The 25,060-nt window shown below is 71.8% G+C and carries 27 protein-coding genes and 1 tRNA gene; 13 read left to right on the top strand and 15 right to left on the bottom strand.

What is annotated here, in order from left to right; translation table 11 throughout:
• Positions 1-738 precede the first annotated feature (738 nt).
• Positions 739-1,248 (bottom strand): hypothetical protein, encoded by a 510-nt coding sequence (locus FHP29_RS10440; RefSeq protein WP_139622806.1) that lies wholly within the window; start codon positions 1,246-1,248, stop codon positions 739-741.
• Between the two features lie 157 nt (positions 1,249-1,405).
• Here FHP29_RS10440 and FHP29_RS10435 point away from each other — a divergent pair, with 157 nt between their 5' ends.
• From FHP29_RS10435 to FHP29_RS10420, 4 genes are all read left to right on the top strand, one after another.
• On the top strand, positions 1,406-2,029 hold the full coding sequence (locus FHP29_RS10435; RefSeq protein ID WP_139622805.1) for a hypothetical protein: 624 nt from the start codon (positions 1,406-1,408) through the stop codon (positions 2,027-2,029).
• Positions 2,030-2,091: 62 nt separating this feature from the next.
• Complete coding sequence (locus FHP29_RS10430) at positions 2,092-3,303, top strand: alpha/beta fold hydrolase (RefSeq protein ID WP_139622804.1); 1,212 nt, start codon at positions 2,092-2,094, stop codon at positions 3,301-3,303.
• A 318-nt stretch (positions 3,304-3,621) separates the two neighbouring features.
• Positions 3,622-4,284 carry a uracil-DNA glycosylase gene (locus FHP29_RS10425; RefSeq protein WP_139622899.1) on the top strand — a complete coding sequence of 221 codons (663 nt, stop codon included), beginning with the start codon at positions 3,622-3,624 and terminating at the stop codon, positions 4,282-4,284.
• 39 nt (positions 4,285-4,323) lie between these two features.
• Positions 4,324-5,112, top strand: a complete 789-nt coding sequence (locus FHP29_RS10420) for a dioxygenase family protein (protein WP_139622803.1) — start codon at positions 4,324-4,326, stop codon at positions 5,110-5,112.
• Here the strand turns inward: FHP29_RS10420 and FHP29_RS10415 are convergent.
• On the bottom strand, positions 5,100-5,399 hold the full coding sequence (locus FHP29_RS10415) for a MerR family transcriptional regulator (RefSeq protein ID WP_139622802.1): 300 nt from the start codon (positions 5,397-5,399) through the stop codon (positions 5,100-5,102). The two genes, FHP29_RS10420 and FHP29_RS10415, sit on opposite strands and share 13 nt — an antisense overlap.
• Before the next feature lie 86 nt (positions 5,400-5,485).
• Here FHP29_RS10415 and FHP29_RS10410 point away from each other — a divergent pair, with 86 nt between their 5' ends.
• Complete coding sequence (locus tag FHP29_RS10410; RefSeq protein WP_139622801.1) at positions 5,486-5,929, top strand: Hsp20/alpha crystallin family protein; 444 nt, start codon at positions 5,486-5,488, stop codon at positions 5,927-5,929.
• A gap of 31 nt (positions 5,930-5,960) precedes the next feature.
• Here the strand turns inward: FHP29_RS10410 and FHP29_RS10405 are convergent, their stop codons facing one another.
• Both FHP29_RS10405 and FHP29_RS10400 read right to left on the bottom strand, forming a co-directional pair.
• Positions 5,961-7,529 carry a succinic semialdehyde dehydrogenase gene (locus tag FHP29_RS10405; protein ID WP_139622800.1) on the bottom strand — a complete coding sequence of 523 codons (1,569 nt, stop codon included), beginning with the start codon at positions 7,527-7,529 and terminating at the stop codon, positions 5,961-5,963.
• Positions 7,526-9,172, bottom strand: a complete 1,647-nt coding sequence (locus tag FHP29_RS10400; protein WP_139622799.1) for a GMC family oxidoreductase — start codon at positions 9,170-9,172, stop codon at positions 7,526-7,528. The genes FHP29_RS10405 and FHP29_RS10400 overlap by 4 nt, the downstream gene beginning before the upstream one ends.
• Before the next feature lie 81 nt (positions 9,173-9,253).
• Here FHP29_RS10400 and pdxY point away from each other — a divergent pair, with 81 nt between their 5' ends.
• From pdxY to FHP29_RS10370, 6 genes are all read left to right on the top strand, one after another.
• On the top strand, positions 9,254-10,117 hold the full coding sequence (pdxY, locus tag FHP29_RS10395) for a pyridoxal kinase PdxY (protein ID WP_139622798.1): 864 nt from the start codon (positions 9,254-9,256) through the stop codon (positions 10,115-10,117).
• Between the two features lie 46 nt (positions 10,118-10,163).
• A tRNA-Thr gene (locus FHP29_RS10390) sits at positions 10,164-10,236 on the top strand.
• 47 nt (positions 10,237-10,283) lie between these two features.
• A complete protein-coding gene (locus FHP29_RS10385; protein WP_139622797.1) occupies positions 10,284-10,688 on the top strand; it encodes an HNH endonuclease signature motif containing protein in 405 nt (134 codons plus the stop codon).
• Between the two features lie 42 nt (positions 10,689-10,730).
• Entirely contained in the window at positions 10,731-11,855 is a 1,125-nt protein-coding gene (locus FHP29_RS10380) for an ATP-dependent DNA ligase (protein ID WP_192904005.1), read from the top strand.
• Positions 11,856-11,905: 50 nt separating this feature from the next.
• On the top strand, positions 11,906-12,433 hold the full coding sequence (locus FHP29_RS10375) for a hypothetical protein (RefSeq protein WP_139622796.1): 528 nt from the start codon (positions 11,906-11,908) through the stop codon (positions 12,431-12,433).
• A gap of 30 nt (positions 12,434-12,463) precedes the next feature.
• Positions 12,464-12,724, top strand: a complete 261-nt coding sequence (locus FHP29_RS10370) for a hypothetical protein (protein WP_139622795.1) — start codon at positions 12,464-12,466, stop codon at positions 12,722-12,724.
• Between the two features lie 169 nt (positions 12,725-12,893).
• Here the strand turns inward: FHP29_RS10370 and FHP29_RS10365 are convergent, their stop codons facing one another.
• The 11 genes from FHP29_RS10365 to FHP29_RS10315 all read right to left on the bottom strand — a co-directional run bounded on the left by FHP29_RS10365 (position 12,894) and on the right by FHP29_RS10315 (position 23,110).
• Complete coding sequence (locus tag FHP29_RS10365; protein WP_139622794.1) at positions 12,894-13,988, bottom strand: DNA polymerase domain-containing protein; 1,095 nt, start codon at positions 13,986-13,988, stop codon at positions 12,894-12,896.
• A gap of 9 nt (positions 13,989-13,997) precedes the next feature.
• The gene (msrB, locus tag FHP29_RS10360; RefSeq protein WP_139622793.1) at positions 13,998-14,405 is read right to left on the bottom strand and encodes a peptide-methionine (R)-S-oxide reductase MsrB; all 408 of its coding nucleotides are present in this window, start codon (positions 14,403-14,405) and stop codon (positions 13,998-14,000) included.
• Between the two features lie 37 nt (positions 14,406-14,442).
• Positions 14,443-14,886 carry a rhodanese-like domain-containing protein gene (locus tag FHP29_RS10355; RefSeq protein WP_192904004.1) on the bottom strand — a complete coding sequence of 148 codons (444 nt, stop codon included), beginning with the start codon at positions 14,884-14,886 and terminating at the stop codon, positions 14,443-14,445.
• The gene (locus tag FHP29_RS10350; protein WP_139622791.1) at positions 14,883-15,332 is read right to left on the bottom strand and encodes a cysteine dioxygenase; all 450 of its coding nucleotides are present in this window, start codon (positions 15,330-15,332) and stop codon (positions 14,883-14,885) included. The genes FHP29_RS10355 and FHP29_RS10350 overlap by 4 nt, the downstream gene beginning before the upstream one ends.
• Positions 15,333-15,504: 172 nt before the next feature.
• On the bottom strand, positions 15,505-16,224 hold the full coding sequence (locus FHP29_RS10345) for a LolA-like protein (RefSeq protein WP_139622790.1): 720 nt from the start codon (positions 16,222-16,224) through the stop codon (positions 15,505-15,507).
• Between the two features lie 47 nt (positions 16,225-16,271).
• Positions 16,272-17,003, bottom strand: a complete 732-nt coding sequence (gene hemQ, locus FHP29_RS10340) for a hydrogen peroxide-dependent heme synthase (RefSeq protein WP_139622789.1) — start codon at positions 17,001-17,003, stop codon at positions 16,272-16,274.
• Between the two features lie 24 nt (positions 17,004-17,027).
• A complete protein-coding gene (locus tag FHP29_RS10335; RefSeq protein WP_139622788.1) occupies positions 17,028-17,684 on the bottom strand; it encodes a response regulator transcription factor in 657 nt (218 codons plus the stop codon).
• On the bottom strand, positions 17,681-19,744 hold the full coding sequence (locus tag FHP29_RS10330; protein ID WP_139622787.1) for a sensor histidine kinase: 2,064 nt from the start codon (positions 19,742-19,744) through the stop codon (positions 17,681-17,683). The genes FHP29_RS10335 and FHP29_RS10330 overlap by 4 nt, the downstream gene beginning before the upstream one ends.
• A gap of 80 nt (positions 19,745-19,824) precedes the next feature.
• The gene (locus FHP29_RS10325; RefSeq protein ID WP_139622786.1) at positions 19,825-20,538 is read right to left on the bottom strand and encodes a hypothetical protein; all 714 of its coding nucleotides are present in this window, start codon (positions 20,536-20,538) and stop codon (positions 19,825-19,827) included.
• A 205-nt stretch (positions 20,539-20,743) separates the two neighbouring features.
• Complete coding sequence (locus FHP29_RS10320) at positions 20,744-22,093, bottom strand: protoporphyrinogen/coproporphyrinogen oxidase (RefSeq protein ID WP_139622785.1); 1,350 nt, start codon at positions 22,091-22,093, stop codon at positions 20,744-20,746.
• Between the two features lie 12 nt (positions 22,094-22,105).
• Complete coding sequence (locus FHP29_RS10315) at positions 22,106-23,110, bottom strand: stage II sporulation protein M (RefSeq protein WP_240044433.1); 1,005 nt, start codon at positions 23,108-23,110, stop codon at positions 22,106-22,108.
• A 31-nt stretch (positions 23,111-23,141) separates the two neighbouring features.
• Here FHP29_RS10315 and FHP29_RS10310 point away from each other — a divergent pair, with 31 nt between their 5' ends.
• Positions 23,142-23,969 carry an RDD family protein gene (locus FHP29_RS10310; RefSeq protein ID WP_139622784.1) on the top strand — a complete coding sequence of 276 codons (828 nt, stop codon included), beginning with the start codon at positions 23,142-23,144 and terminating at the stop codon, positions 23,967-23,969.
• Between the two features lie 30 nt (positions 23,970-23,999).
• On the top strand, positions 24,000-25,052 hold the full coding sequence (locus FHP29_RS10305; RefSeq protein ID WP_139622783.1) for an AAA family ATPase: 1,053 nt from the start codon (positions 24,000-24,002) through the stop codon (positions 25,050-25,052).
• Positions 25,053-25,060 lie beyond the last annotated feature (8 nt).

The raw sequence follows: 25,060 nt of genomic DNA, 5'->3' as shown, positions 1-25,060 counted from the left end.
GGCGGAGTCCCCGGCGGGAAGCCGGGCGGAGTCCCCGGCGGAGTCCCGGGCGGCGTGCCCGGCGGCGTGCCCGGCGGGATCCCGGGCGGGGTGCCCGGCGGGGTGCCCGGCGGAATGCCCGGCGGGGTGACCGGAGGACCTCCCGGCCCTCCGGGAGGCACGTTGCCGCCCGCGGGCGGAAGGTCCTCGGGATAGACCGGCTCGCCGTGGATCTTGGCCAGCTCCGTCGAGGCCCTCGCGTAGGACTGGTCCAGGGCCACGAGAGCCTTGCGCGCCTTCTCGTCCTCGTCGGCGTAGGCGGCGACGTCCCGGTCGTGGGCCGACTTGAGCCGGGTGTATTTCTTCTGCTCGCGCTCGTACTCCTCCTCGGTCATCCCGACCGGGTTCGGCTCCGTCGGCTCTGGCTTGGGCGACGCGAGGCGCTTGTCCCTGACGGCCTCGACGTCGGAGAGCTTCGTGCTCGCGTCCTGGAGGACGGTCCCGGCGAGGAACATCTGGCCGGCGCGCCCGAGGACATCGGTGCTCATGGCCCGGAACGCCGCGCTGCCGGTGGCCGCGGTCCCCTCGGGGTCCCCGTCGAGACCGTCGCTGAACCCCTTCTGGACGTCGTCGGCCGTGTCTGACAGGACCTTCGCCAGGTCGCGCAGGTCGCCGTCGTACGCGAGCCACTCGGAGGCGCGCACGGCGATCTCGGCTGAGTTCGACGTGGCCGCTACGGCCTCGGCGCGACGGATGAACTCACCGGCCATCGTCCCCACCCTCCTGACCCTCCTGGGAGTCGGGGTTGTGCTCGGTCGGCACCACCCCCGCGTTGTCGTTGACGGCCTGCTGGTAGGCGGACTGGGCGTTGTCGGTGTCGGCGCGGCCGACCGCGGTGACGGCGTTGCGGCTGGCGATGAACGCGGCCGCGGCGTCGTCATCGACGCCCACGATGTCGTCACGGGCGGCGACGCACGCCGCTCGGAAGTTCACGAGGTCGGCGCGCACGCCCTTGAGCGTGTCCGTCATCACCGCGTGCGCGCGGGTGTGGTGGAGCGCGATCTCCGGCGAGCGGTCCGCCGCGCCGAAGGCGGACTTCGGGATGAAGGTCGCGGCGCTGAACTCGGCGGGGTCGAGCCGCTTGTCCTGCTCCATCATGTCGATCTTGGCGATGGCGGCGTCGATCGCCTCCTGCACCAGACCCAGCCCGGTGGGCGTGGCTCTCGCCACGGCGGCGGTGAAGCCGTCGTACATCTCCGGCAGCAGCATCGCTGATCTCCATCTCCTTCGCTGCGATCCGACGAACGCCGGCCAGGACCGGCCTCTGGAGGCGTCATCCCCGGCGTCAGGAGCCATTACACCTGACCGGAGCAGATTTTCCGCTGCCGTATGCTCGCCCCGCATCTCGCTCGGAAGGGACCTGACCATGGCCGATCGCGCTGGCCGCATGGCGCTCCTGGCGGCGCTGGTCGTCGTACCCCCTCTGGCCGGCTGTCAGAGCGACCCGGCCACGCCGGAGCAGCCGGAGAGGACGGGGGCCTCGGCGTCTGCAACGCCCACGACGGCGTCGTCCAGCGCACCGACGCAGGCGGATCCGTCGACCGTTCCGGCGACCGGTCCCGGCGTCGACACCGCACTGCTGTCCTACCGGCTGCCGGCGGCCTCCTGGACCGCGACGAGCGCGAGCGGGGACCGTGCGCGCTACATCGAGACACCTCAGATCTGGCTGCTCAGAGAGACGGAGCAGGAGCTCACCACCGTCGAGGGCAAGTCGCTCGACACCGCCGCCCGGGTGTCCGGCGTCGGCGACCCGAGCGTGATGGACCCGCCGTTCGAACGGGGCGAGAACCGGACGGTCGACGGCGTCGAGGGGTTCACCGCGAGCACCACGCGGGTCGTCGCGGGCACTCCCGAGCTCAACGCGTCGGTGCTGCTGTGGGGCGCCCTCGTCGAGGGCCACTACGTCTTCTTCGAGCTCTCCGGCCCCAAGGCCGACCCGCGAACCCAGGACTGGTTCGACGCGGTGCTCGCGTCGGTCACCTGGAAGTAGGCGGTTCCGGCCGCCTCCGGACGGAGAGCTCGCCGGCCGCCTCCGCGCGGTAGTTTTCGCACATGGATCTGGTGCCCCTGCGCTCCCTGCCCGGAGCCGGTCTGCTCCCCGCCCCGGACCAGGTCGTGGCTGCTGCGAGCAATGTCGCCCACAAGCTGCTGTACGGCGGCGTGGCCGACCTGCGCCCGATGCCGCGCACGCTGATCGACGACGGCACGCTGCGCGAGGTCTACCACTACCGCCCCTCGGGCCACGTCCAGGAGCACGGCGACCCGGTCCTGCTGGTGACCCCGATCGCCGCGCCCTCGAGCTGCTACGACCTGCGCCGCGGGTGCTCGCTGGTGGAGCACTTCGTCACCGAGGGCCGACCGACCTATCTCGTGGAGTACGGCGAGGTCTCGTTCCGCGACCGCAACCTCGGGATGGAGCACTGGGTCGACGAGGTCGTGCCGACCGCGATCCGCGAGGTGTCGGAGCACGCCGGAGGCCGCCCGGTCCACGTCATCGGGTGGTCCCTGGGCGGAATCTTCTCGCTGCTCTCCCTCGCCGACGAGCGCTCGGGCGAGCTGCCCGTCGCGTCGCTGACCGTGGTCGGCTCGCCGATCGACATCTCCCTGGTCCCGCTCCTGGCGCCCTTCCGACCGCTGCTCAACCTGTTCAACTTCAACGGCAACGGCCCGATCACGCGGGGCTACCAGATGCTCGGGGGTGCGCCGAAGCCCCTGGTGAAGTGGGCCTTCCAGCTCAGCGCGTTCCAGAAGCTGGTGACGAAGCCGATCGCCCTGGCGACCCATGTCGACGACCGGGAGTTCCTCGCGCAGGTGGAGGCCGTCGACGCCTTCACCGCGAACATGATCGCCTACCCGGGTCGCACGTTCGGGCAGCTCTACCACCGCTTCGCGAAGGGCAACCAGCTCGCCGGCGGGACCTTCGAGCTCGACGACCGCACCATCGACCTCGGCGAGATCACCGTCCCGGTCCTGGTCTTCGGCGGCGCCACGGACGGCATCGCGCCGGTCCCGGCGGTCCGTGCCGTCGTACCCATGCTGCGCAAGTCGCCCGAGGTCCGCTTCGAGGTCGTGCCCGGCGGCCACCTCGGGATGCTGACCGGCCGGGCCGCGCGGACCACGACCTGGCTGGCGATGGACGAGTGGATCACCCAGTGGTCGACGGACACCGAGCCGGCGCCGGCGGACACCGAGCCGGCCGCGGCTATCGGCACCAACCGCAGGCGGCGGCACTCCTCGGCGGCGTCGCGCGCACTCGGGAAGTGAACCCGTCGTTCGCTCCCAGGACATAGTCCCAAAGGACTAACGGGTCCCGGCCGCGTTCCCGATCCGCCGCCCCTGAACGCTGCGTAGATTCGTCCCTACCGACGCGGACCCCAGGCTCGCTGGAGGGAGCCCCACCGGGTCCGGCACCCCATTTGCCGGTGCCCCCCGGAGGACCAGCAGGGCTCGGGATCCGCGTCGGAGCCACGCCGCATGTCGGCGGGGCGCCCCTGGGAGGGAGAGGGGCGCCCCGCCGACAGGGCGGCCGTGTCCTAGGGTTCGGCCGTGGGTGCTCTCTCGCGACTCGTCGACCAGGGCCTGATGGCCGCCGACTGGGCCGAGGCGCTGACGCCGGTCGAGGACCGCGTCGCCGCGCTCGGGCAGTTCCTCCGCGCCGAGATCGCCGCGGGCCGCGCGTACCTGCCGGCGGGCGATCACATCTTCCGCGCCTTCCGCCGCCCGCTCGCCGAGGTGCGGGTGCTGGTCGTGGGCCAGGACCCCTACCCCACCCCCGGCCACCCGATCGGCCTGAGCTTCGCCGTCGACCGCGGCGTGCGGCCGATCCCGCGCAGTCTCGCGAACATCTACCAGGAGCTGGCCAACGACGTCGGCTTCGTCTCCCCCGGCCACGGCGATCTCACCGCGTGGGCCGACCAGGGCGTCATGCTGCTGAACCGGGTGCTGACCGTGCGGCCCGGCGAGCCCGGCTCGCACCGCGGCCAGGGCTGGGAGCACGTGACGGCCTGCGCGATCCAGGCCGTCGTACGCCGGGCCGAGGCCGGGGCGCCGATCGCCGCCATCCTCTGGGGGCGTGACGCCCAGACGCTCAAGGCGCACCTCGGCCCGATCCCGTCGGTCGAGTCGCCCCATCCGTCGCCGCTCTCGGCGTCGCGCGGCTTCTTCGGGTCGCGTCCGTTCAGCCGGGTCAACCAGCTGCTCGTCGAGCGGGGCGGCTCCGCCGTCGACTGGTCGCTCCCGACGTGACGATGGAATATAGTTGAACCCTCAACCATTGAGGGAGATATGAGCACCACGGACACCAGCGCGCGCATGCCGGCCCTCTACATCGGGCACGGCGCTCCCCCGCTCCTCGACGACCTGCTCTGGTCGAGCCAGCTGGCCACCTGGGCCGGCGACCTGCCGCGCCCCAAGGCGATCCTCATCGTCAGCGCGCACTGGGAGTCGGCGCCGCTCTCGCTCTCCGCGAGCGGCGCTCCGCTCGTCTACGACTTCGGCGGATTCGCGCCGCGGTACTACCAGATGACCTACGAGACCCCGGACGCGACGGCGCTGGCCGCTCGGGTCGCCGCGATGATGCCCCGCACCGAGCCGATCCACCAGCACACCTCGCGCGGCCTCGACCACGGCGCGTGGGTGCCGCTGAAGATCATGTACCCCGAGGCCGACATCCCGGTGCTGCAGATGTCGCTGCCCACGCACGACCCGGGTCGGCTCATGGAGATCGGCCGCCGGCTCCGGCCCCTTCGCGACGAGGGCGTGCTGATCATCGGCTCGGGCTTCCTGACCCACGGCCTGCCCTTCCTGACGTCCTGGAAGCTCGACGCCGAGGCCCCCGGCTGGTCGGCGGACTTCGACGCCTGGGCCGGCGAGGCGATGGCCCGCGGCGACGTGGACGAGCTGGCGTCGTACCGCTCCAAGGCGCCGGGCATGCCCTTCGCGCATCCCACGGTCGAGCACTACACGCCGCTGTTCGTGACCCTCGGCGCCGCGAGCGACCCGACCGAGCCGGGCGAGCAGGTCATCGACGGGTTCTGGATGGGGCTGTCGAAGCGCTCGCTTCAGGTTGCCTGAGCCAGGCGACGTCGCAGACGGGCCACCTCGGCCTCCAGCTCGAGCACGCGGGCGATGCCGGCGAGGTTGAGGCCCTCCGCGAGCAGGTCCCGGATGCGGTGCAGGGTCTCGATGTCGGCACGGCTGTAGAGCCGGGTGCCGCCCTCGCTGCGCGCGGGCTCCAGGAGCCCGCGGCGCTCGTAGACGCGCAGGTTCTGGATCTGCAGCGAGGTCATCTCCGCCGCGACGGAGATCGCGAAGACTCCGCGCGTTCGCTCGCGGCGATCCCCTTCGTGGCCTTGATTCATGGGAACAGATTATCTATAACGGACGTTGCAGATCAACGAACCGTCCGGCACGACCGGTGCCGGCGCATCCCGAAGGAGGACACGTGATGTTGCTGCGTACCACCGACCCGTTCCGCGACTTCGACCGGCTCGCCGGGCAGCTCCTCGGCGCCGGACTGGGGACGACGAACCGACCCGCCGTCATGCCGATGGACGCCTGGCGCCAGGGCGAGCAGTTCGTCCTCGAGTTCGACCTGCCGGGCGTGAGCAAGGAGAGCATCGACATCGACGTCGAGCGCAACGTGCTGACGATCAAGGCCGAGCGGGTCGCCGGCAACGGCGACTGGCAGCGGCTGGCCTCGGAGCGGACGCACGGACAGTTCTCGCGCCAGCTGGTCCTCGGCGACAACCTCGACCTCGACCGGATCGAGGCGGCCTACGAGAACGGCGTGCTGCGCCTGGCCATCCCCGTCGCCGAGAAGGCCAAGCCGCGCAAGGTCGAGATCGCGGGCGCCACTGCGAAGTCCGACCACGAGGCCATCGAGGCCTGACCCCCACAGGGCTCCGCGTCCGCCGACACGCTCAGCGGACGCGGAGCCTCCGCATCAGCTTGAGCGAGCTCAACATCTGCTTGACGTAGGCGTCGTAGGCCTGGCCCGGCCGCGGACCCATCACCTGCTTCTTGAGCACCGCCACGTTCTTGGCGTCGGTGTACTTCAACAGGCCCTGGTCGCCGTGCCGGGCGCCGACGCCCGACTTCTTCACGCCTCCCGAGGGTGAGCCCTTCGAGGCGTACGCCGTCGCGAGCGCGTCGTTGATGTTGACGTTGCCCGACTCGATCCGGGCGGCCACCGCCTCGGCGCGGGCCAGGTCGCCGCTCCACACCGAGGCGTTGAGGCCGTAGTCGGTGTCGTTGGCGAGACGGATCGCCTCGTCGACCGTCCGGTACGGATACAGCGACACCACCGGACCGAAGGTCTCCGTGTGTCCGGCCAGCATGTTCCCGGTGACCCCCTCGAGCACGGTTGGCTCGAAGAACGCGGGGCCGATGTCGGGCCGCGCGCGGCCGCCGGTCAGGACGGTCGCGCCCTTGGCCACGGCGTCCTCGACGTGCGAGGCGACACGGTCGCGGTGCTCGGGGCTGACCAGGGAGCCGACCTCGGGCCCGAAGTCGTACGCCGCCCCGATCGTCAGGTTCGCGGCGCGCTCCACGAACGCGGACCTCAGCTCGTCGTACCGGCTCTCGGGCAGGTAGATCCGCTCGATGTGCATGCAGATCTGGCCGGTGTTGCCGAAGGCGCCGAACACCGTGCTCTCGACCCACTCCTCCACATCGACGTCGTCGAGCACGATCATCGGGTTCTTGCCGCCGAGCTCGAGGCAGCAGCCGATCAGGTTGCGTCCGGCGCGCTCGCCGATCACCCGGCCGGTGGCGGTGGAGCCGGTGAACATGACGTAGTTCGCGTTGTCGATGAGCGTGGGTCCGATGTCGGGGCCCTCACCGCAGACGACCTGGAACAGTCCCTTCGGCAGGCCCGCCTCCTCGAGCAGCGAGATGCCGTAGAGCGGCGAGAGGGCGGTCTTGTTGTCCGGCTTGACCACGACCGCGTTGCCCGCGATGAGCGCGGGGATGGCGTCGGACAGCCCGGTCGCGAACGGGAAGTTCCACGGCGCGATGATGCCGACGACCCCCTTGGGGACGCGGACCTCGGTCGAGCCGGACACGATCGGCACCGGCCCGGAGTGCCTCTTGGGCGCGAGCAGCCGCTTGGCGCGCTTGAGGTAGTAGGACATCACCATCGGCGGGTCGCAGGTCTCCTCGATCGCCATCCGCCGGTTCTTGCCGCTCTCGACCTGGATCAGGTCGGCGGCGGTGTGGGCGTTGTCGACGAGCAGGGAGTGGGCGCGGTCGAAGATCTCCAGTCGCCGCTCGATGGGCCACTGCGCCCACAGCGCCTGCGCCTCGCGGGCCTCGGCGAACGCGGCCTCGATGTCCTCGGGGGTCGACTGCGGGAGCTCGACGAGGACCTCGCCGGTGTAGACCTCGGTCAGCTTCCAGGTCGCGCCGGTGCGGCCGGGGACCCGGGCGACCAGCCGCTCGAGGAGCTCGTCGGTGACCGACGCCGGCCGGGTCGGCGTACCGGCGCTCATCGGCTCGCTCCGCCCAGGATGAGCTCGGCGGCCTTCTCGCCGATCATGTAGCACGGAGCGTTGGTGTTGCCGCCGGTGATGCTCGGCATGATCGAGGCGTCCGCGACCCGGAGGCCGTCGATGCCACGCACCTTGAGCTCCGGGGTCACCACCGCTCGACTGTCGGAATCGGGACCCATCCGGCAGGTCCCGACGCCGTGGTAGACCGACGTCGACCGCTCGCGCAGGGCGTGGCGCAGGGCCTTGCCGTTGGGGATGTCCGGCCCGGGATGGATCTCCGCCTTGACCGCTCCCCCGAACGCGGCGGAGGCCATGATCTCGCGGATCATCTCGGTGCCCTCGGCGAGAACCTCGACGTCCGCCGGGTCGGTGAAGAAGCCGTAGTCGATCAGCGGCGCCGCCGTCGGGTCGGCCGACGCGAGCCGCAGCGTGCCGCGGCTCCGGGGGTAGATCAGCGTCGAGAACACCGTCAGGCCGGGTCGCGGATCGGGCATGTGCCGGATCGGCTCGTCCTGGTTGGGGCTGGGATAGGTCCAGGGCAGCGCGTGCAGCTGCAGGTCCGGGACGTCGGTGGCCATCGACGTACGCACGAAGCCCACGGACTCGAACACGGAGTGGTCGAGGAAGGACCCGCCGACGGTGAGGTCGCGGGCCATCCCCTTGAAGAAGGTCCACGGATTGCCGCGGTACATGACGCTCGGGATGTGGAACGAGAGCGGGTGGAAGAGGTGGTCGTGCAGGTTGTCGCCGACCGGGAGGTCGGCGATGCAGTCGATGCCGACGCTCGCCAGGTGGTCGGGGTGGCCGATGCCCGAGAGCATGAGCAGCTGCGGGCTGTTGGCGAAGCCGGCCGAGACGATGACCTCCTTGCCGGCTCGGATGAACCGGCGGGTCCCGCCTCGCCGGCCCTGGTCGATCACCTCGACCCCGGTGGCGCGGCCGTCCTTCACCACCACCCGGGTGACGTGGACCTCGGTCTGGAACTCGAGGGTGCGCGGCGCGAGATGGTGGACGTAGCCGCGGGTCGAGGAGTAGCGCAGGCCGTCGGCGGCGTTCTGCTGCATCCGCGCGATGCCCTCCTGCTCGGCCGCGTTGTAGTCGTCGAGCACCTTGACGCCGAGGGTGTCGGCGGTGGCCTGGATGAACTGGAGGGTGGCCTCCTGCGGATCCTTCTTGCGGGTGATCCGGATCGGCCCGCCGGAGCCGCGGTAGGCGTTCTCGCCGTCCTCGAAGTCCTCGAAGCGCTTGAAGGCGGCGTTGACCTCGTCGGCACTCCACCCCGCGTTGCCCTCGGCGGCCCAGGAGTCGTAGTTGGCGCGGTTGCCGCGGACGTAGACCATGCCGTTGACCGAGGAGGAGCCGCCGCCGACCTTGCCGCGCGGGGCCGGCATCCGGCGTCCGTCGAGGCCGGGCTGCGGCACCGAGCGGTAGCCCCAGTCGAAGAGCCGCTCCAGCTTGGGCTCGGAGTGCATCGGCCCGATCATCCCGGGCTTGCGCGTGAAGTAGCCGTGCAGGCCCTTGGCGTCGGACTTGCCCGCCTCGAGCAGGATCACCGAGGCCCCGGACTGGGCCAGGCGGCCCGCGACCACCGCCCCGGAGCTGCCGGAACCCACCACGACATAGTCGGCTTCGTTGTTGACCACGTCCGCACTGTAACGTGTTCTAGTTTCGTTGCGAAAGGGTTTCACTTTCTCGATCGCAGGCGAGCGCGGGAGGATGGCCGCGTGCGGATCCTCTCCATCCAGTCCTCGGTCGCCTACGGCCACGTCGGCAACTCCGCGGCGGTCTTCCCGCTGCAGCGGCTCGGCCACGAGGTGTGGCCGGTGTTCACGGTCCACTTCTCCAACCACACCGGGTACGGCGCCTGGCGCGGCCCGCTGCTCGACCCGGCCGACGTCGCCGAGGTGATCACCGGGATCGAGGAGCGTGGCGTGCTCGCGACGTGCGACGCCGTGCTGTCCGGCTACCAGGGCTCGCCCGCCGTCGCGGCGGTGATCGTCGACGCGGTCAAGCGGGTGAAGGCAGCCAACCCGGCCGCGACCTACACCTGCGACCCGGTGATGGGCAACGCGAAGTCCGGGTGCTTCGTGAATCCGGAGATCCCCCCGATCATCCGCTCGGAGGTCGTCCCCGTGGCGGACATCCTCACACCCAACCAGTTCGAGCTCGGGTTCATCACCGGCCGCGACTCGCTGAGCGGTCCCTCGCCGATCGAGGACGTCCTCTCCGCGGCCGACGCCGTGCGCGAGATGGGCCCGTCGACCGTGCTGGTCACCTCGGTGGAGCGCGCCGGCGCACCCGCCGACGTGATCGAGATGGTCGCCGTCACCGGCGACGGCGCCTGGATCGTGCAGACCCCGCGGCTGCCGATGAAGGCCAACGGCTCCGGCGACATCACCGCCGCCCTCTTCACCGCCCACCTGCACACCACCGGCTCCCCCGCCGTGGCCCTCGGGCGGACCGTCGCGTCGGTCTACGACGTGCTCGAGGCGACCCTGGAGTCCGGCGAGCGGGAGCTGCGGCTGATCGCGGCTCAGGACGCGATCGCCGTACCGGACGAGCGGTTCGAGGTCGAGCGCCTGCGGTGAGCGCGGGCTGACTAGGATGGGCGTGTCGCTCGCTTCGCGTGCGCACGCCGCCTTGGCGCAATTGGTAGCGCAGCACCCTTGTAATGTGAAGGCTGGGGGTTCGAGTCCCCCAGGCGGCTCGACCGGGCCGGCAGATTCTGTCGGCCCCCGTGCATAGCGTCGCCTCATGAGGAGCTGTCTCGGCTGCGGAAAGCAACTGACCAAGCGGAGCCAGAAGGTCTATTGCAGCATGGACTGCGGGCAGTCGCACCGGCGCGTGGTCCTCACTGCCGAGTGGCTGCGGTCGGGAAACGCCGTCGCCGCCAGTCGCCGCGACCACTACATCCGTCGCTACCTCCTCGACGCCCAGGACGGCTGCTGCGAGATCTGTGGCATCGTCGAGGAGTGGAACGACCAGCCCTTGGTCTTCGTGCTCGACCACATCGACGGCGATGCAGCCAACAACCACCGCGACAACCTGCGCATGGTCTGTCCCAACTGCGACTCCCAGCTCCCGACGTTCAAGAGCCGCAACCGGGGCAAGGGCCGGCACTTCCGGCGAGAGCGGTACGCCAACGGCCAGTCGTACTGATGCCGAGCGATGAGTGTCGGCGTCCTGACTAGTCTCACCACCGTGGACCTCCCCGTGATGCCGCCCGTCCTGCCGATGCTCGCCAAGGCCGTGTCGGGGGTGCCCGATCCGGCGAAGTACGACGAGCAGGGGCTGAGCTTCGAGCCGAAGTGGGACGGGTTCCGGTGCATCGTGTTCCGCGACGGCGACGAGATCGAGCTGGCGAGCCGCAACACCAAGCCGCTGACGCGCTACTTCCCCGAGCTGGTCGAGGCGATGCTGGCCGAGCTGCCGGAGCGGTGCGTGCTCGACGGCGAGATCTTCGTGGCGCTCGAGGGCGAGGACGGCAGGGGACGGCTGCAGTTCGAGGTCCTGCAGGAGCGGATCCACCCCGCCGCGTCGCGGATCACGCTGCTCTCCGAGCAGACGCCGGCCGACTTCGTCGCCTTCGACCTGCTCGCCCTGGGCGACGAGTCCTACCTCGACCGGCCGTTCGCGCAGCGGCGGGCGGCGCTCGAGGAGGCGCTCGGCCACCTGTCGGCCGACCCCCTCGAGAGCCCGGGCCGCTGTCACCTGACCCGGACCAGCACCGACCCCGCCGTCGCCGAGGAGTGGTTCCACATCTTCGAGGGCGCCGGGCTCGACGGCGTCGTCGCCAAGCCGCTGAGCGCGCCGTACTCCCCCAACGCCCGCACCATGCTGAAGATCAAGCACGAGCGGACCGCCGACGTCGTCCTCGCGGGCTATCGGGAGCACAAGACCAGCACGCCGGAGAACCCGCTGATCGGCAGCCTCCTGCTGGGCCTCTACGACGGCGGTGAGCTCCAGCACATCGGGGTCAGCGCGAGCTTCACCGCGAAGCGCCGCGCCGAGCTCTGGCACGAGCTCCAGCCGCTCGTCGTACCGATCGAGGAGCACCCGTGGGGCAGGTGGCAGGAGTTCCTCGTCGCCAACCCCGGGCGGCAGCCCGGCACGCAGAGCCGGTGGAGCCAGGGCAAGGACCTCTCGTTCACGCCGCTGCGTCCCGAGCGCGTGATCGAGGTGAAGTACGACGCCATGGAGGGCCGGCGCTTCCGGCACACCGCCCACTTCAAGAGGTGGCGGGACGACCGCGACCCCGAGTCGTGCGGCTACGAGCAGCTCGATCAGCCGGTGCGCTACGACCTCGCCGACGTGCTCGGGGGCTGAGACCGGGCCGAGGGGCTGACGCGCGCCCACCGGAGCGGCAGGATGGACTCATGAGCACCGCTCCCCGCGAGGAACCGTATGCAGTCGTCCTGCTCGTCGAGCAGGCACTGTCCGCCGCCGACGCAGCCCAGGTCCGCGGACTGCACCAGGAGCTCGACGACGACCCGACGATCGAGGTTCAGTACCACGTGCTCCTGCCCATGGCGGACGCCGCCGCGGCGGTCGAGGCCTCCCTCGGCGTCATCGGCGGCGCCGACCTGATCGCCCCGCCGATCACGCCGTCGCCGGACGAGATCGAGCGGCTGCGCGGCGAGTACCGCGACCAGGCCGAGCGCGAGCTCGCCTCGACCCGTGAGGCTCTGGTCGCGGCGGGAGCGATCATCGGATCGCTCACCGTCGTCACCGAGCCGCCGGTGGACGCGCTGATCAGCAAGGTCAAGGAGGTCGACGGCCGGGAGTCGATCATCCTCACCCGGCCCCACCTCGTCGCGGAGTTCTTCCACGTCGACTGGACCTCGCGGGCCCGCCGCAAGCTGGGCGTCCCCGTTCTCCACCTGCTCGAGCACGAGCAGTCGTAACGCCGGGCCGAGGGAGGTCGTTGATCAGTCATGTCGGCCCTGCACACCCTCGACGTCCGTCTCTACGAGGCGCTCGCGGGCGCCGGCCTGTCCGCCACCGAGCGGGACCGGGTCATCGACCTGTGCGACTTCGTCGTCGACATGGTCCCCGGGTCCGGACTCCCCCATCCCGGGCGTACGACGCGCACAGCGGTGCACCTGCTCGTCGGCGAGACCGTGCCGGCACTCGACGCGCAGGTCCGGGGTGACATCGCACGGCTGTGCGAGGTCGCGGTCGTCCGCGGTCTCTGAGGTCGGCGCTCAGCTTGGATTCACCGATTTGCCGCGTCGCGAGCGTCACCAGATGGGTGCGGTGGCAAGCCGCCGGCGCGAGGGCAGACTGGGCGTCTGTTGAGCGTCGGCGGCGCCGCCAACGCTCCATCTGGTGGCGCGCAGCAGCGGGAAATCGGTGAATCCAAGCTCAGGTCCCGTCGACCCGGTTGCCCTGGGCGTCCCAGTGCTCGGCGACCTTCTTGCTCGGCTGCACCCGCGGCGGCTCGCCCGGCATCTTCGGATAGTCCGGCGGGAAGTTGAGCTCGCCCTCGCCGTCGGCGATCTGGCGCTCCCAGAGGTCCAGCAGCGGCTGGAGGGAGTACGACGTGTCGTCGATCCCCGCCCACGGATCGCCGTCGGCCATCCGGTCGGGGACGGTGAACAGGTTGAACTCGCGGGGGTCGGTCACGTCGGCGAGCTCGTCCCAGGTCATCGGCGTCGAGACGGGCGCACCGGGGAGGGGGCGCAGGGAGTAGGCGGAGGCGATGGTGCGGTCGCGGTTGTTCTGGTTGTAGTCGATGAAGATCCTCATCCCGCGCTCCTCCTTCCACCAGGCGGTGGTGACCTGGTCGTCGCGGCGGGCCAGCTCGCGCCCGAAGGCGATGGCGGCGTGGCGCACGTCGGTGAACTCCCACCGCGGCTCGATCCGCACGTAGACGTGGACGCCGCGGTTGCCTGAGGTCTTCGGGTAGCCGACCAGGCCGAGCTCCTCGAGCAGCTCGCGGGCGACACCGGCGACGCGGACGGCGTCCCCGAACGTCGTCCCGGGCTGGGGGTCGAGGTCGATGCGCAGCTCGTCGGGGTGGTCGACATCGTCTCGGCGTACCGGCCACGGGTGGAAGGTGAGCGTGCCCATCTGCGCGCACCAGACCGGCACGGCGATCTCGGTCGGGCAGATCTCCTCGGCCGTCCGGCCGGAGGGGAAGGTGATCTCGACGGACTCGAGGTAGTCGGGAGCGCCCTTGGGCACGCGCTTCTGGTAGAACGCCTCGGCGTCGTTGTCGCGCGGCCCGGTCGCCAGGCGGAAGCCCTCGCGGACGCCGGAGGGCCACCGTTCGAGGGCGGTGGGACGCTCGCCGAGCGCCCGCATCAGCCCGTCGCCGACAGAAACGAAGAACTCGGCGACCATCAGCTTGGTCACCTCGGCGGTGCGCTCGGTCGCCTCGTAGATCACCCGGTCCGGGCTGGACACCCGCACCTCGCGGTCACCTGCCTGGACCATCGCGGCCGCGGTCTTCGCCATGGCGCGAGCCTATGCGGACTCGGTCGGCTCCAGGGTGAGGCTGATCGAGTTGATGCAGTAGCGATCACCGGTCGGGGTGCCGTACCCGTCGGGGAAGACGTGGCCGAGGTGGGACCCGCAGTTGGCGCAGCGCACCTCGACCCGCTTCATGCCGTGCGAGTTGTCCTCGATGTACTCGATGGCGTCGTTGTCGAGCGGCTGGTAGAAGCTCGGCCAGCCGCAGCCGGAGTGGAACTTCGTGTCGGACTCGAACAGCTTGGCCTGGCAGGCCTTGCAGCGGTAGACGCCCGTGGTCTCGGTGTCGGTGTACTCGCCGGTGAAGGCCCGCTCGGTGCCGGCCTTGCGGAGGACCTGGTACTCCTCGGGAGTCAGCTCGGCGCGCCACTCCTCGTCCGTCTTCTCGACCTCGTATGCCATGGCTCCGAGCCTACTCAGGCGACCCTCGCGGGCGGGATCACGCGGCCACGCCGGAGACCGGCATGCCGGCCGCGCGCCAGGCCGCGAAGCCGCCGACGACGTCGGTCGCCCGCTCCACGCCGATGCTGCGCAGGGCGTCCGCGGCGAGGGAGGAGGTGTAGCCCTCCTGGCACAGCACGATCACCCGGCGGTCGTACGACGCCTCGGGCAGGCGCGCGTCGCTGCGCGGGTCGAAGCGCCACTCGAGCACGTTGCGCTCGACCACGAGGGCGGGCAGCCAGCGGGCGACCTCGCCCTCGCGGGCGCGCTGCGCGGCGGGCCGGATGTCGACGAGCAGGGCGCCGGCGCCGACCAGCTCCTGGAAGGCGGCCCGGGCGCTGATCCGGTCGAGTCGGGAGCGAGCGGCCTCGAGCAGGGCGTCGACGCCGTCGTACCTGACCGGTGGGAGCGCCGGTCCCGGGGCGGGTGCGACGACGCTCACCACTCCTCCCCCGCGCGCTCGACGCCGAGCATCTCCAGCCGGTCGCCGCGGAACCGGAACCGGGTCATGGTGTGCAGGCGCGGGGAGTAGGCATGCAGCGAGAGGGCCGGGCGGTCGGTGGCGTTGCGTACGTCGTGGGCGTAGCCGGCGCCGAAGGCCTTGCCGTCGCCGGGGCCGACGTCGATCAGTTGGAGCCCGCCGTCGAAGGTGTGCTCGGTGAGCCGGCCCTCGAGGACGGTGAAGGCGCCGGACGACGAGCCGTGGTCGTGCCAGTCGGTGGCGGCGCCGGGCGGCCACGAGATCAGCCAGAGCTCGTAGTCGTCGGTGGCGAGCAGGCGGATCCAGGAGCGCTCGTGCGGGTCGTGGTCGAGGAGGTGGAGCAGGTCGGGATCGGTCGCATGGTCGCGCACGACCTCGAGCAGGGGCAGGACGGCGAGCTGGGTCACGGGATTCCTCCGGGAGTGGTCGGTGCTGGATCGGGTGGCGCGGATCAACAGCAGCGACAACACAGCCCGGACGCCCGGCGGATGCCGTGCAGGACTGGGAGGAGGCTGGTCATGCCTCCATAGTGGATTAAGTCAATAGACTTTGCAAACGAAACGGCGGACGGCGTGGCGCCTAGGGCTGTTCGACGTCGGCGGGGTCGGGCGCCTGGATGTCCAGGTCGGCGCCCCAGTCGCTCATGTGCGCGACGACCTCGGCGCCCATCGCCTTCACCACCACCTTGCGCATGAGGTCGTCCTCCGCCAGCCACATCCGGTAGCGCACCCGGAGCCCCTTGGCGTCCGCACCGAGCTCCTCCTGGACCGCGGCCGGGCTCACCTCGACGTCATAGCGATGGAGCACCTCGCCGTCGACGGTCTCCGACCCGGCGTACTCGACGGACTTCGTGTCGCGACGCATGTCCTCGACCATGGCGCGCGGCGACATGTCGCCGATCTCCTCCAGGAGCGGCCCGAGGAGCTCCTGGGGCAGCTCGACGTACTTCGCGTCCCCGGGCTCGCGGCCGTAGTAGTGCCCGTCGACGGCGACCATCTCGAACGGCTCGTCGCCCTCGATCGTGCCGGCCATGGCGACCTCGTCGCCCTTGCCGAAGCGCACCCGGAAGTCCATCTGCTCGTTGCCCGCGTCGACCCGGAAGCGCACGGTCGGGTTCGCCTCGATCGCCTTGCCCATGGCGGCGATGAGCGACTCGCGGTCGTAGGGCTCGTAGGACGACGACCCCGCGCCCGACTGCTTCTCACCGCTCTCCTTCGCGCTCTCCTTCTCGTCGCTGCACGCGACGAGGCCGAGCCCGACGAGGGCAGCCAGCAGGACCAGGACGACACGGCGGATCATGGCGCGACAGTAGTCCGGCCGACTGCCGTGCGGGCGAGAACGCCCGATCAGGGCAGGCGGTCGACCAGGTCGCCGACGGTGACCCGGCGGCCGGTGTAGAAGGGGACCTCCTCGCGGACGTGGCGGCGGGTCTCCGAGCCGCGCAGATGGCGCATCAGATCGACGATCCGGGTCAGGTCGTCGGCCTCGAAGGCGAGGATCCACTCGTAGTCGCCCAGCGCGAAGCTCGGGACGGTGTTGGCGCGCACGTCCGGGTAGTCGCGAGCCATCTGGCCGTGCTCGGCGAGCAGACGGCGACGCTCGGAGTCCTCGAGGAGGTACCACTCGTAGGAGCGGACGAAGGGGTAGACCGCGACGTAGTCGTGCGCCCGCTCGTCGGCCAGGAAGGCCGGCAGGTGGCTGCGGTTGAACTCGGCAGGGCGGTGCAGCGCCATCTGCGACCACACGGCGGCCAGGCGGGCGCCGAAGGAGGTACGGCGCAGCCGGTGGTAGGCGGCCTGGAGCTGGTCGCTGGTCGCGGCGTGCCACCAGACCATCAGGTCCGCGTCGGCGCGCAGCCCCGCGACGTCGTACAGCCCGCGGACGACGACGTCCTCGGCGGCCAGCTCGGCCAGCAGGGCGTCGAGCTCGGCAGCCTCGCTCTTGCGGACGACGTCGTCGGCGCCGAGCGGCTGCTCGAGGCGGAAGACCGACCACATGGTGAAGCGGATCGTGTCGTTGAGCTCGTTGATCTTCGCCGCGTTGGACTTGATGTGCGCCTGGGGGTCCTGGTCCGACATGACGTCCATTGTGCCGACCGCCGGTCAGCGGCCGTAGCCCGCCTCCCGCGCCTTGACGATGGCGTCGGCCCGACCGGTCGCGTGCAGCTTGGCGTAGATCGCCGAGACCGTGTTGCGCACGGTCTTGTTGGACACGTAGAGCGCGGCGGCGATCTCGTCGTTGGTGCGGCCGGCGGCGATGCGCTGGAGGACGTCGCGCTCCCGGTCGGTCAGCTCGGGGAAGGGCTCGTCGTCGGCCCGGGCGGCAGGGACGGCGCCGGTGAAGAACCCGGCGACCTTGGCGGCGAGGCTGGCGCCGAACACCATCCCGCCGGCCGCCGCGGAGCGGATGGCGTGCTGCACCTCGTCCGCGCCGGCCCCCTTGAGCAGGTAGCCGCAGGCGCCCGCGCGGATCGCGCTCAACACCATGTCGTCGTCCTCGTTCATCGTCAGCATGACCACCCGCAGGCCCGGGTCGCGGCCGGTGAGGAAGCGGGTGGCCTCGATGCCGTCGAGGTGCGGCATCTGGATGTCCATGACCACCAGATCGGGGGCGGTGCTCTCGACCACGTGCAGCGCCTCACGTCCGTCGGAGGCGAAGCCGACGACCTCGATCCCGTCGAGCGCCCCGAGCAGCGAGATGAGCCCGTCGCGGACGATCTGGTGGTCGTCGACGACGACGACGCGGATGGCCTGGTTCATGCTGGATCCCTCAGGGGCAGTCGGGCCCGGACGACGGTGCCGCCTCCGGGAGGGCTGGTGATGGTGGTGGTGCCGCCGAGCTCGGCGGCGCGCTCCCGCAGGCTGGACAGGCCGACGCCGGCGGCCCGGTCGACGGGGATCCCGCACCCGTCGTCGATGACCTCGAGCACCAGCGCGTCGTCGGCGGCCTCGACCAGCAGGCTCGCCCGGGTCGCCTCGGCGTGGCGCGCCACGTTGGTGAGCGCCTCCCCCGCGATCCGGTAGGCCGCCACCTCGACCGCCGCAGGCAGGCGCAGGTCCTCGGGCGCGGTGACGTCGAGGGGTACGGCGAGGTGCTCGGCCTGCTGGCGCAGCGCGCCGACCAGGCCGCGGTCGTCGAGCGCCGGCGGGCGCAGCTCGTGCACCAGCCGCCGTACGTCGGCGACGACCTCCTGCACCTGGGCACTGACCGTCTCCAGCTGGGACCGCGCCCGGGCCGGGTCGCGCTCGACGGTCATCCGCGCGGCCTCGAGCTGGAAGACGATCCCGCTCAGCGCCGGCCCGAACCCGTCGTGCAGGTCCCGCCGGATCCGGCGCCGCTCCTCCTCGCGGGCGGTCACGAGGGTCTCGCGGCTGCGCTGGACCTCCTCGGCGAGCTGGCCGGTCCGCGCGGCGGTGGCGGCCTGGCGGACGAGGTCGCCGAGCAGCTCCTCGTCGCGCACGGTGAGCCGGCTGCGCAGGCCGCGGGCGGGGAGCACCAGGCGGCCGATGGTGGCGTCGCGGTAGGTGATCGGGAGGGTGCGCACGTCCGCCGGGCGCTCGCCGACGGTGGTCACGAGGCGCTCGCCGTGGCCGCGGTCGACCTCGACGCTGACGAACGGGACGGCGAACGCGGAGGCCACGGCCCGGGCGACCGCGGCGAGCTGCTCGGTGGTGTCGTCGGTGTTCTCCAGCGTGGAGGCCAGACCGGCCACGGCGTCGTACCGGTTGCCGCGCTCGCCGAGCATCACCCGGCGCACGGCGGCGGAGAGTCGTTGCCGCACCGGGCCGTAGAGCACCACGGAGACGATGAGCACCACCCCGACGACCTGGGCCTGGGTGAGCTCGTCGTCGAGGATCAGGGTGAACAGCCACAGCACCAGGGCGTCGGCGGCGACGAGTACGGCGAAGACGGCCGCCAGCACGGCCGTGCGGGCCAGCAGGTCCTGGATCGACACGAGCGTCGGGCGGACGATCGCGATCGTCATCGCCATCGGCGGCACGACCGACGCCACGAGGGCGCCGATGAAGTCGCCGTCGGGCACCGAGAAGGCCAGCGTCCCGATGCTCACCGCGACGACGACGATGACGCTCCACAGCAGCCAGCGCATCCGGTCGCGGTCGAGGCCCTCGGAGCGGCGGTAGCGCACGACGACGGAGAGCAGTGCGAAGAAGAAGCCGCCGATGCCGAGCGCGAGCCCGAGTGTCGCGACCTGGTCGGCGTGCCCGGAGAGGGCGCTGATCGAGGTCGGGTCCTCGTCGACGCCGGCCGGCAGATCGGGGATCGACCGATCACCCTCGGCCGGGATGACGAGGAAGCACAGGCCGCTGATCACCATCGCGACCGTGGCGACCCAGGACGCCGTGCCCCAGCGACCGGACAGGAAGCGGCCGGTCGGGAAGATCATCACCAGCACCGCGGTCACCGACGTCAGGTAGGACCCGAAGCGATTGAGGAACCACAGCGCGAAGGTCATCCCCGGCCACGAGTCGGCCTCCCGCAGGCCGGACAGGATGTAGCTCTGCGAGAAGCCGTCGAGCGCCCAGAAGAGGCCGGAGCCGGCCAGCACCCAGCCGACCCGCTGGCGCGGCTCCTTCACCAGGATGACTCCGGCGAGCACGCCCAGCAGCGCACCGATCAACGTCCACGGCCAGCCCGGGCCGAGCGATACGTCGTACCCCGGGCCGGAGGTCGGCGCGCCCATGTCGAGCCAGAGGGCGGCGGGCACGAGAGCGATGCAGAGTGCGGGCACGGCGAGGGCCGCGACGACCATCGGGCCGCGCGGGCGGGTGTCGGTGTGCTGCGGCACCGGCTCGGTCACCGGCACATTGTGCAGCCGGTCCGCACCCCCACGGTGCGGACCGGCTGAATTGGGGCCGGATGGCCTCACAGCGGGTCGGTTCACGAGCGACCGCGGAACGCCTTGTCCCCGGCGAGGAAGCCGAGCGCGATCACGATCAGGCCGATCGGGCCGGTCATGCCGGCCATGTACTGCAGGGGCGAGATGCCGAGCAGGAGGGTCAGCCCGCCGCCGACGAGACCGACCAGACCGAGCCACTTCGGGAGCCCGCCGTGGCGGGCCGCGCCGAACAGCGCGATGCCGGAGAGGCCGAGCAGGCCCCAGCACCACGGGATGGTCCCGATCCAGTGGTTGAACATCGCGGCGTCCTCGGGGACGACCATGTCGGGGTCGCTGGCGGCGAAGATGAACTCGGTGTCGAGCCCCGCCCCGACGATCAGCATGATCGCGGTGATCAGCACGCCGGAGAAGGCGACCAGCGGCAGGACGCTGTCGGCCGGGGTGGTCGCCTTCAGACGCCGGAACAGGCCGGCGGCGAAGACGATCATGAGGACGGCGCCGGTCATCGCGCTGAGGTGGAAGGCGAGCATCTGCGGCACGAGGTCGCCGAGCGCTTCGGAGATCGCGTCAGCGTCGCCCTGGAGCTTCGGGTCGTAGACGGCGTCGACCATGGAGGACGAGACCATGACGCCGACACCGGCGAGGCCGGCGCCGAGGCCGGCGAGGGCCCAGCGTGTCGGGGGGTGGACGACCGGCTCGTCGCGCGGTGCGCTGTGGTCGAGGGCAGTGGCGGGGAGGTGGGTCTGTGCTGTCATGGCAGGACCATCCCGGGCCGGGTGTCCCGCGGAACAGGGACACCGGGGCAAAGCTCGCGGGGACGAGGTGCCACCCCAGCCCCGCCGAGGTGCCAGGTCAGTCCCGTCGAGGTGCCATGTCTGGTCCGCCGCCTCGGCCGTTCCTGGCACCTGGAGGGTACTTTCGTGGCACTTCGGCGGTACTTTCGTGGCACCTCGGCGGGGGTCAGGGGGCGGCGAGCAGGTCCGCGACGGCCCGCTGGGCGGAGCCGATGGTCGCGGGGATGCCGACGCCGTCGTACGCCGCGCCGCAGAGCGCGAGTCCTGGCACCTGCGCGACGGCGCCGCGGACGCGGGCGATCCGGTCGGCGTGACCGACCCAGTACTGCGGCAGTCCTCCGCCCCACCGCTGCACGACGGTGTCGACCGGGGCGGCGGTGAGCCCGGTCGCCTCGGCGAGATCGGCCAGCGAGGCCCGGACCAGGGTGTCGTCGGGCACCTGGAGGGTCGTCTCCTCGCCGAGGCGGCCCAGGGAAGTGCGCAGGACCAGGAGCCCCTCCCCCGCCCGGCGGACCCAGTCCCACTTGGCGAAGGAGAAGGTCGACGCCTTGACCCGGCGGCCGTCCACCGGCGGGACGAGGAAGCCGGAGGCGCCCGTGTCGAGGGTCTCGGCGACGCCGGGGTCGTCGCAGCGGAAGGCGAGGGTCACCAGGGCGACGGAGGCGTAGGCGATCCCGGCGAGATCGGCAGCCGCAGCCGGGACGAGCTCGTCGAGGAGGCGGGCGGTGGGTGCGGCCGGCGTCGCCAGGACGAGGAGCTCGGCCGCCTCGTCGCCGGTGGGGGTGGTGACGGCGAAGCCCTGGGCAGTACGCCGGGCGGCGGTGACCGGGGCGTCGTACCGGATCGCGGCGGAGGGTCGCTCCCGCACGTCGGCGTCGAGCGCCGCGGGCAGGCGCCACATCCCGCCGTCGATGCCGGCGAAGACCGGCGGGGCGCCGGCCGCCGGGGGCGGGAGGACCACCTCGGGGCGGGACAGCAGGTCGAGGAGCTGGGGGGCCGCGGAGCCTGCCGAGATGCGGCGGGCCTGGCCGGCGTAGACGCCGCCGAGCAGGGGCTCGACGAGCCGGTCGACCACCTCCTCGCCGTACCGCGCGGCGACCAGCTCGCCGACGGAGACGTCCCCGTCGGGACGTACGACGACCTGGTGCCGGGCCCGCTCCAGGCCCTCGGGCGACAGGATGCCCGTCTCCGCGAGGTCGTCGAGGTCGACCGGCGCCCCCATCACGGTGCGGGGCAGCCGGCGCAGCGCGTCGCGGGTCCAGACCCGCGAGCCGGCCGCGGTCGGGTGCGTGATCGGCAGGCCGAGCTGCGTGGCGAGCGCGGTCCCCTCGGGACGCCGGTGGATCATCGCCTCCGCGCCGACGTCGACCGTCACGCCGGCGACGGTGCCGGCCCGCAGCTTGCCACCCGGGCGTCCGGTCGCCTCCAGGACCAGGACGTCGAGCCCCGCCTCGGCCAGCGCACGGGCGGCGGTCAGTCCCGCGATCCCCGCTCCCACGACGACCGCCCGGCTCATGGGAGCAGTGTCTCAGGCCTGGGTGGCGACCCGGTCCTCGAGCAGGGAGGCCGAGATGTCCCCGGTGACGCCCCGGGAGGCGGCGGCGCGGCCGACGACGAACACGTAGGCGAGGAACGCCGCCTCGGCCAGCACGCCGATGGCGATCCGGGCCCAGGTCGGGAGCGGGGAGGGCGTGACGAAGCCCTCGATGATGCCGCTCACGAACAGGCAGACGGCGAGGCCGAGAGCGATGGTGACCGACGTCCGTCCCGCCCGGGCGAGAGAGCCGGCGCGGGAGAGCTGACCAGGCTCGACCCACGACCAGAACAGCCGCAGGCCGACCCCGCCGGCGACGAAGACGCAGGTGAGCTCGAGCAGGCCGTGCGGGATGATCAGGCCCCAGAACAGCTCGCCCCGGTCGTGGCGGATCATGATCGAGCCGACGATCGCGAGGTTCGCGATGTTCTGGAACAACAGGTAGATGACGGGAACGCCGAGGATCCCGAGCGCGATGCACAGCGCGCTCACCCAGGCGTTGTTGACCCACACGTGGGCCGCGAAGGCGCCCGCGGCGTTCTCGCTGTAGTAGCTCTCGAAGTCGCTGTTGACCAGCTGGTCGACCTCCTGCGGCGAGAGCAGGCTCTGCTCGACCTGGGGATGCTGGCCCAGCCAGATCATCATCACCGCGGTGACCACCACGTTGCCGGCCAGGCAGCCCAGCCACCACCAGCGCAGCTGGTAGAGGGCGGCCGGGAAGCGCTCGGTGAAGAACCCGCTCAGCCCCCGCCAGCTCGGCACGCGCGAGGCCAGCATCGCGATCCGGGCTCGGCCCAGCAGCGAGGAGAGGTGGGCCACCAGCTCCCCGTCCGGCGCCGAGGTGCGCACGACGGACAGGTGCGTCGCGACCTGCTGGTAGCGGTCGACGAGCTCGTCGGCTTCGGCGCCGGTACGCCGCCGCTGGCGCACCAGCTGGTCGAGGCGCGCCCACGATCCTCCGTGGGCGGCGACATAGGCGTCGAGGTCGATGCGCGGCACGCTAGGAGGCTATCTCCTAGGCTGGACCGCGATGGCCACCTCCGACTTCGCCACCGTCACCTCCGACGACCTCGTCACCGGCGAGGGCGTCGCACTCGACCTGCCGGCTGCCTCGCTCGGCGTGCGGATGGCCAGCGGCCTGATCGACGTCGCCGCGACCCTGCTGACGATGGTCCTGCTGTCCATCCTGCTCATCGTGGCGGCGTCGGTCGCCCACGACGAGGCGCTCATCGGGGCCGGCGTCGTGCTCACCTCGGTGCTGACCTTCCTGGTCCTGCCGACGGCGCTGGAGACGCTGACCCGCGGCCGGTCCCTCGGCAAGCTCGCGCTCGGCCTGCGCACGGTGCGCGACGACGGAGGGCCGATCAGCTTCCAGCACGCGCTGGTCCGCGCCCTCATCGGGTTCGTGGAGATCTACGCGTTCTCCGGGGCTCCGGCGTTCTTCTCGATCATGCTCAGCACCCGCGGCAAGCGGCTCGGCGACTACGCCGCCGGCACCTACGTCGTGCGGGAGCGGGTGCCGCTGCGCCTGCCCGCTCCGCCGCCCATGCCGCGTGAGCTCGCGTCCTGGGCGCGGCGTACCGATCTCGGCACCCTGCCCACCGGCACCGCGCTCGCCGTACGCCAGTTCCTCGGCCGACTGCCCACCCTGGACCCCGTCTCCCGCGACCGGGTCGGGCGCGCCCTGCTCGCCGACGTCCTCCCGCACGTCGCCCCCGCCCCGCCGCGGGGAGCGCCGCCCGAGCTGGTCCTGATGGCCGTCGTGGCCGAGCGCCGCGAGCGCGACCTCGCCCGGCTGCGGCGCGACGACCAGCTCCGCAGCCGGCTCCTGGCCGAGGAGTCACGACACCAGGGGTGAGCCACCCGGTCGCTGGGTAGGTTGGGCCGCATGACGCAGGTCAACGAGTCGCCGACCGTCCCCAGCACCCGGCGCACCCCCGCCGGGCCCACCGCGCCGCTGACGATCGACGAGCTGGCGCGGGCGACAGAGGCGATCGGCAAGGTCTCCGACGCCTTCTCGAGCCGGGTCGTGGGTCAGCACCGCATCCGTACGGCGCTCCTGGTCACCCTGCTCTCCGAGGGACACGTGCTGCTCGAGAGCGTACCCGGCCTGGCGAAGACCCTCGCCGCCTCGACCCTGTCCCAGGCGGTGAGCGCACGCTTCGCCCGCATCCAGTGCACGCCCGACCTCCTGCCCAGCGACATCATCGGCACCCAGGTCTACGACCCGCGCCGCCACGAGTTCGAGACCCAGCTCGGCCCGGTGCACGCCAACTTCGTGCTCCTCGACGAGATCAACCGGGCCAGCGCCAAGACCCAGTCGGCGCTGCTGGAGGCGATGCAGGAGCGCCAGACCTCGATCGCCGGCACCATCCACCCGCTGCCCGACCCGTTCATGGTGCTCGCCACCCAGAACCCCATCGAGGAGGAGGGCACCTACGTCCTCCCGCACGCGCAGATGGACCGGTTCCTGCTCAAGGAGATCGTCGACTACCCCACCGAGGACGACGAGCTGATGGTCCTCGAGCGCATCGACGACGGCACCCTGGGCCAGCACATGGCCGACGTGACCGCGGTGATCTCGACGCAGGAGGTCGCCGACCTGCAGGAGATGGTCCGGCGCGTCTACGTCGACCCCGCGATCCGCCGCTACATCACGGCCCTGGTCCGGGCGACCCGCGACGTCCCCACCCTGCTGGGACCCGAGCTGGGCAACTACGTCGAGATCGGCGCCAGCCCCCGCGGCTCGATCGCGTTCTTCCAGGCCGCCCGCGCGATGGCCGTCGTCCAGGGTCGCCACTACGTCATCCCCGAGGACGTCCGCGAGCTGCGGCACAGCGTCCTGCGGCACCGCCTCCACCTCAGCTTCGAGGCGCTCGCCGACCGCGTCCGCCCCGAGACGGTGATCGACGCGGTCTTCCGCGCGGTCCCCACGCCGTGACGTCGCGC

Source organism: Nocardioides albidus (assembly GCF_006335005.1).
GTDB classification, from domain to species: Bacteria; Actinomycetota; Actinomycetes; order Propionibacteriales; family Nocardioidaceae; genus Nocardioides; species Nocardioides albidus.
Note: the sequence above shows the minus strand (reverse complement) of the source record. Positions and strands in the feature narration are given on the sequence as shown.

Coding starts and splice junctions, on each gene's coding strand:
- FHP29_RS10440 (WP_139622806.1), bottom strand. CDS start 1,248: ATGCTGCTGCCGGAGATGTACGACGGCTTCACCGCCGCCGTGGCGAGA.
- FHP29_RS10435 (WP_139622805.1), top strand. CDS start 1,406: ATGGCCGATCGCGCTGGCCGCATGGCGCTCCTGGCGGCGCTGGTCGTC.
- FHP29_RS10430 (WP_139622804.1), top strand. CDS start 2,092: ATGGATCTGGTGCCCCTGCGCTCCCTGCCCGGAGCCGGTCTGCTCCCC.
- FHP29_RS10425 (WP_139622899.1), top strand. CDS start 3,622: ATGGCCGCCGACTGGGCCGAGGCGCTGACGCCGGTCGAGGACCGCGTC.
- FHP29_RS10420 (WP_139622803.1), top strand. CDS start 4,324: ATGAGCACCACGGACACCAGCGCGCGCATGCCGGCCCTCTACATCGGG.
- FHP29_RS10415 (WP_139622802.1), bottom strand. CDS start 5,399: ATGAATCAAGGCCACGAAGGGGATCGCCGCGAGCGAACGCGCGGAGTC.
- FHP29_RS10410 (WP_139622801.1), top strand. CDS start 5,486: ATGTTGCTGCGTACCACCGACCCGTTCCGCGACTTCGACCGGCTCGCC.
- FHP29_RS10405 (WP_139622800.1), bottom strand. CDS start 7,529: ATGAGCGCCGGTACGCCGACCCGGCCGGCGTCGGTCACCGACGAGCTC.
- FHP29_RS10385 (WP_139622797.1), top strand. CDS start 10,284: ATGAGGAGCTGTCTCGGCTGCGGAAAGCAACTGACCAAGCGGAGCCAG.
- FHP29_RS10375 (WP_139622796.1), top strand. CDS start 11,906: ATGAGCACCGCTCCCCGCGAGGAACCGTATGCAGTCGTCCTGCTCGTC.
- FHP29_RS10370 (WP_139622795.1), top strand. CDS start 12,464: ATGTCGGCCCTGCACACCCTCGACGTCCGTCTCTACGAGGCGCTCGCG.
- FHP29_RS10365 (WP_139622794.1), bottom strand. CDS start 13,988: ATGGCGAAGACCGCGGCCGCGATGGTCCAGGCAGGTGACCGCGAGGTG.
- msrB (WP_139622793.1), bottom strand. CDS start 14,405: ATGGCATACGAGGTCGAGAAGACGGACGAGGAGTGGCGCGCCGAGCTG.
- FHP29_RS10345 (WP_139622790.1), bottom strand. CDS start 16,224: ATGATCCGCCGTGTCGTCCTGGTCCTGCTGGCTGCCCTCGTCGGGCTC.
- hemQ (WP_139622789.1), bottom strand. CDS start 17,003: ATGTCGGACCAGGACCCCCAGGCGCACATCAAGTCCAACGCGGCGAAG.
- FHP29_RS10335 (WP_139622788.1), bottom strand. CDS start 17,684: ATGAACCAGGCCATCCGCGTCGTCGTCGTCGACGACCACCAGATCGTC.
- FHP29_RS10325 (WP_139622786.1), bottom strand. CDS start 20,538: ATGACAGCACAGACCCACCTCCCCGCCACTGCCCTCGACCACAGCGCA.
- FHP29_RS10320 (WP_139622785.1), bottom strand. CDS start 22,093: ATGAGCCGGGCGGTCGTCGTGGGAGCGGGGATCGCGGGACTGACCGCC.
- FHP29_RS10310 (WP_139622784.1), top strand. CDS start 23,142: ATGGCCACCTCCGACTTCGCCACCGTCACCTCCGACGACCTCGTCACC.
- FHP29_RS10305 (WP_139622783.1), top strand. CDS start 24,000: ATGACGCAGGTCAACGAGTCGCCGACCGTCCCCAGCACCCGGCGCACC.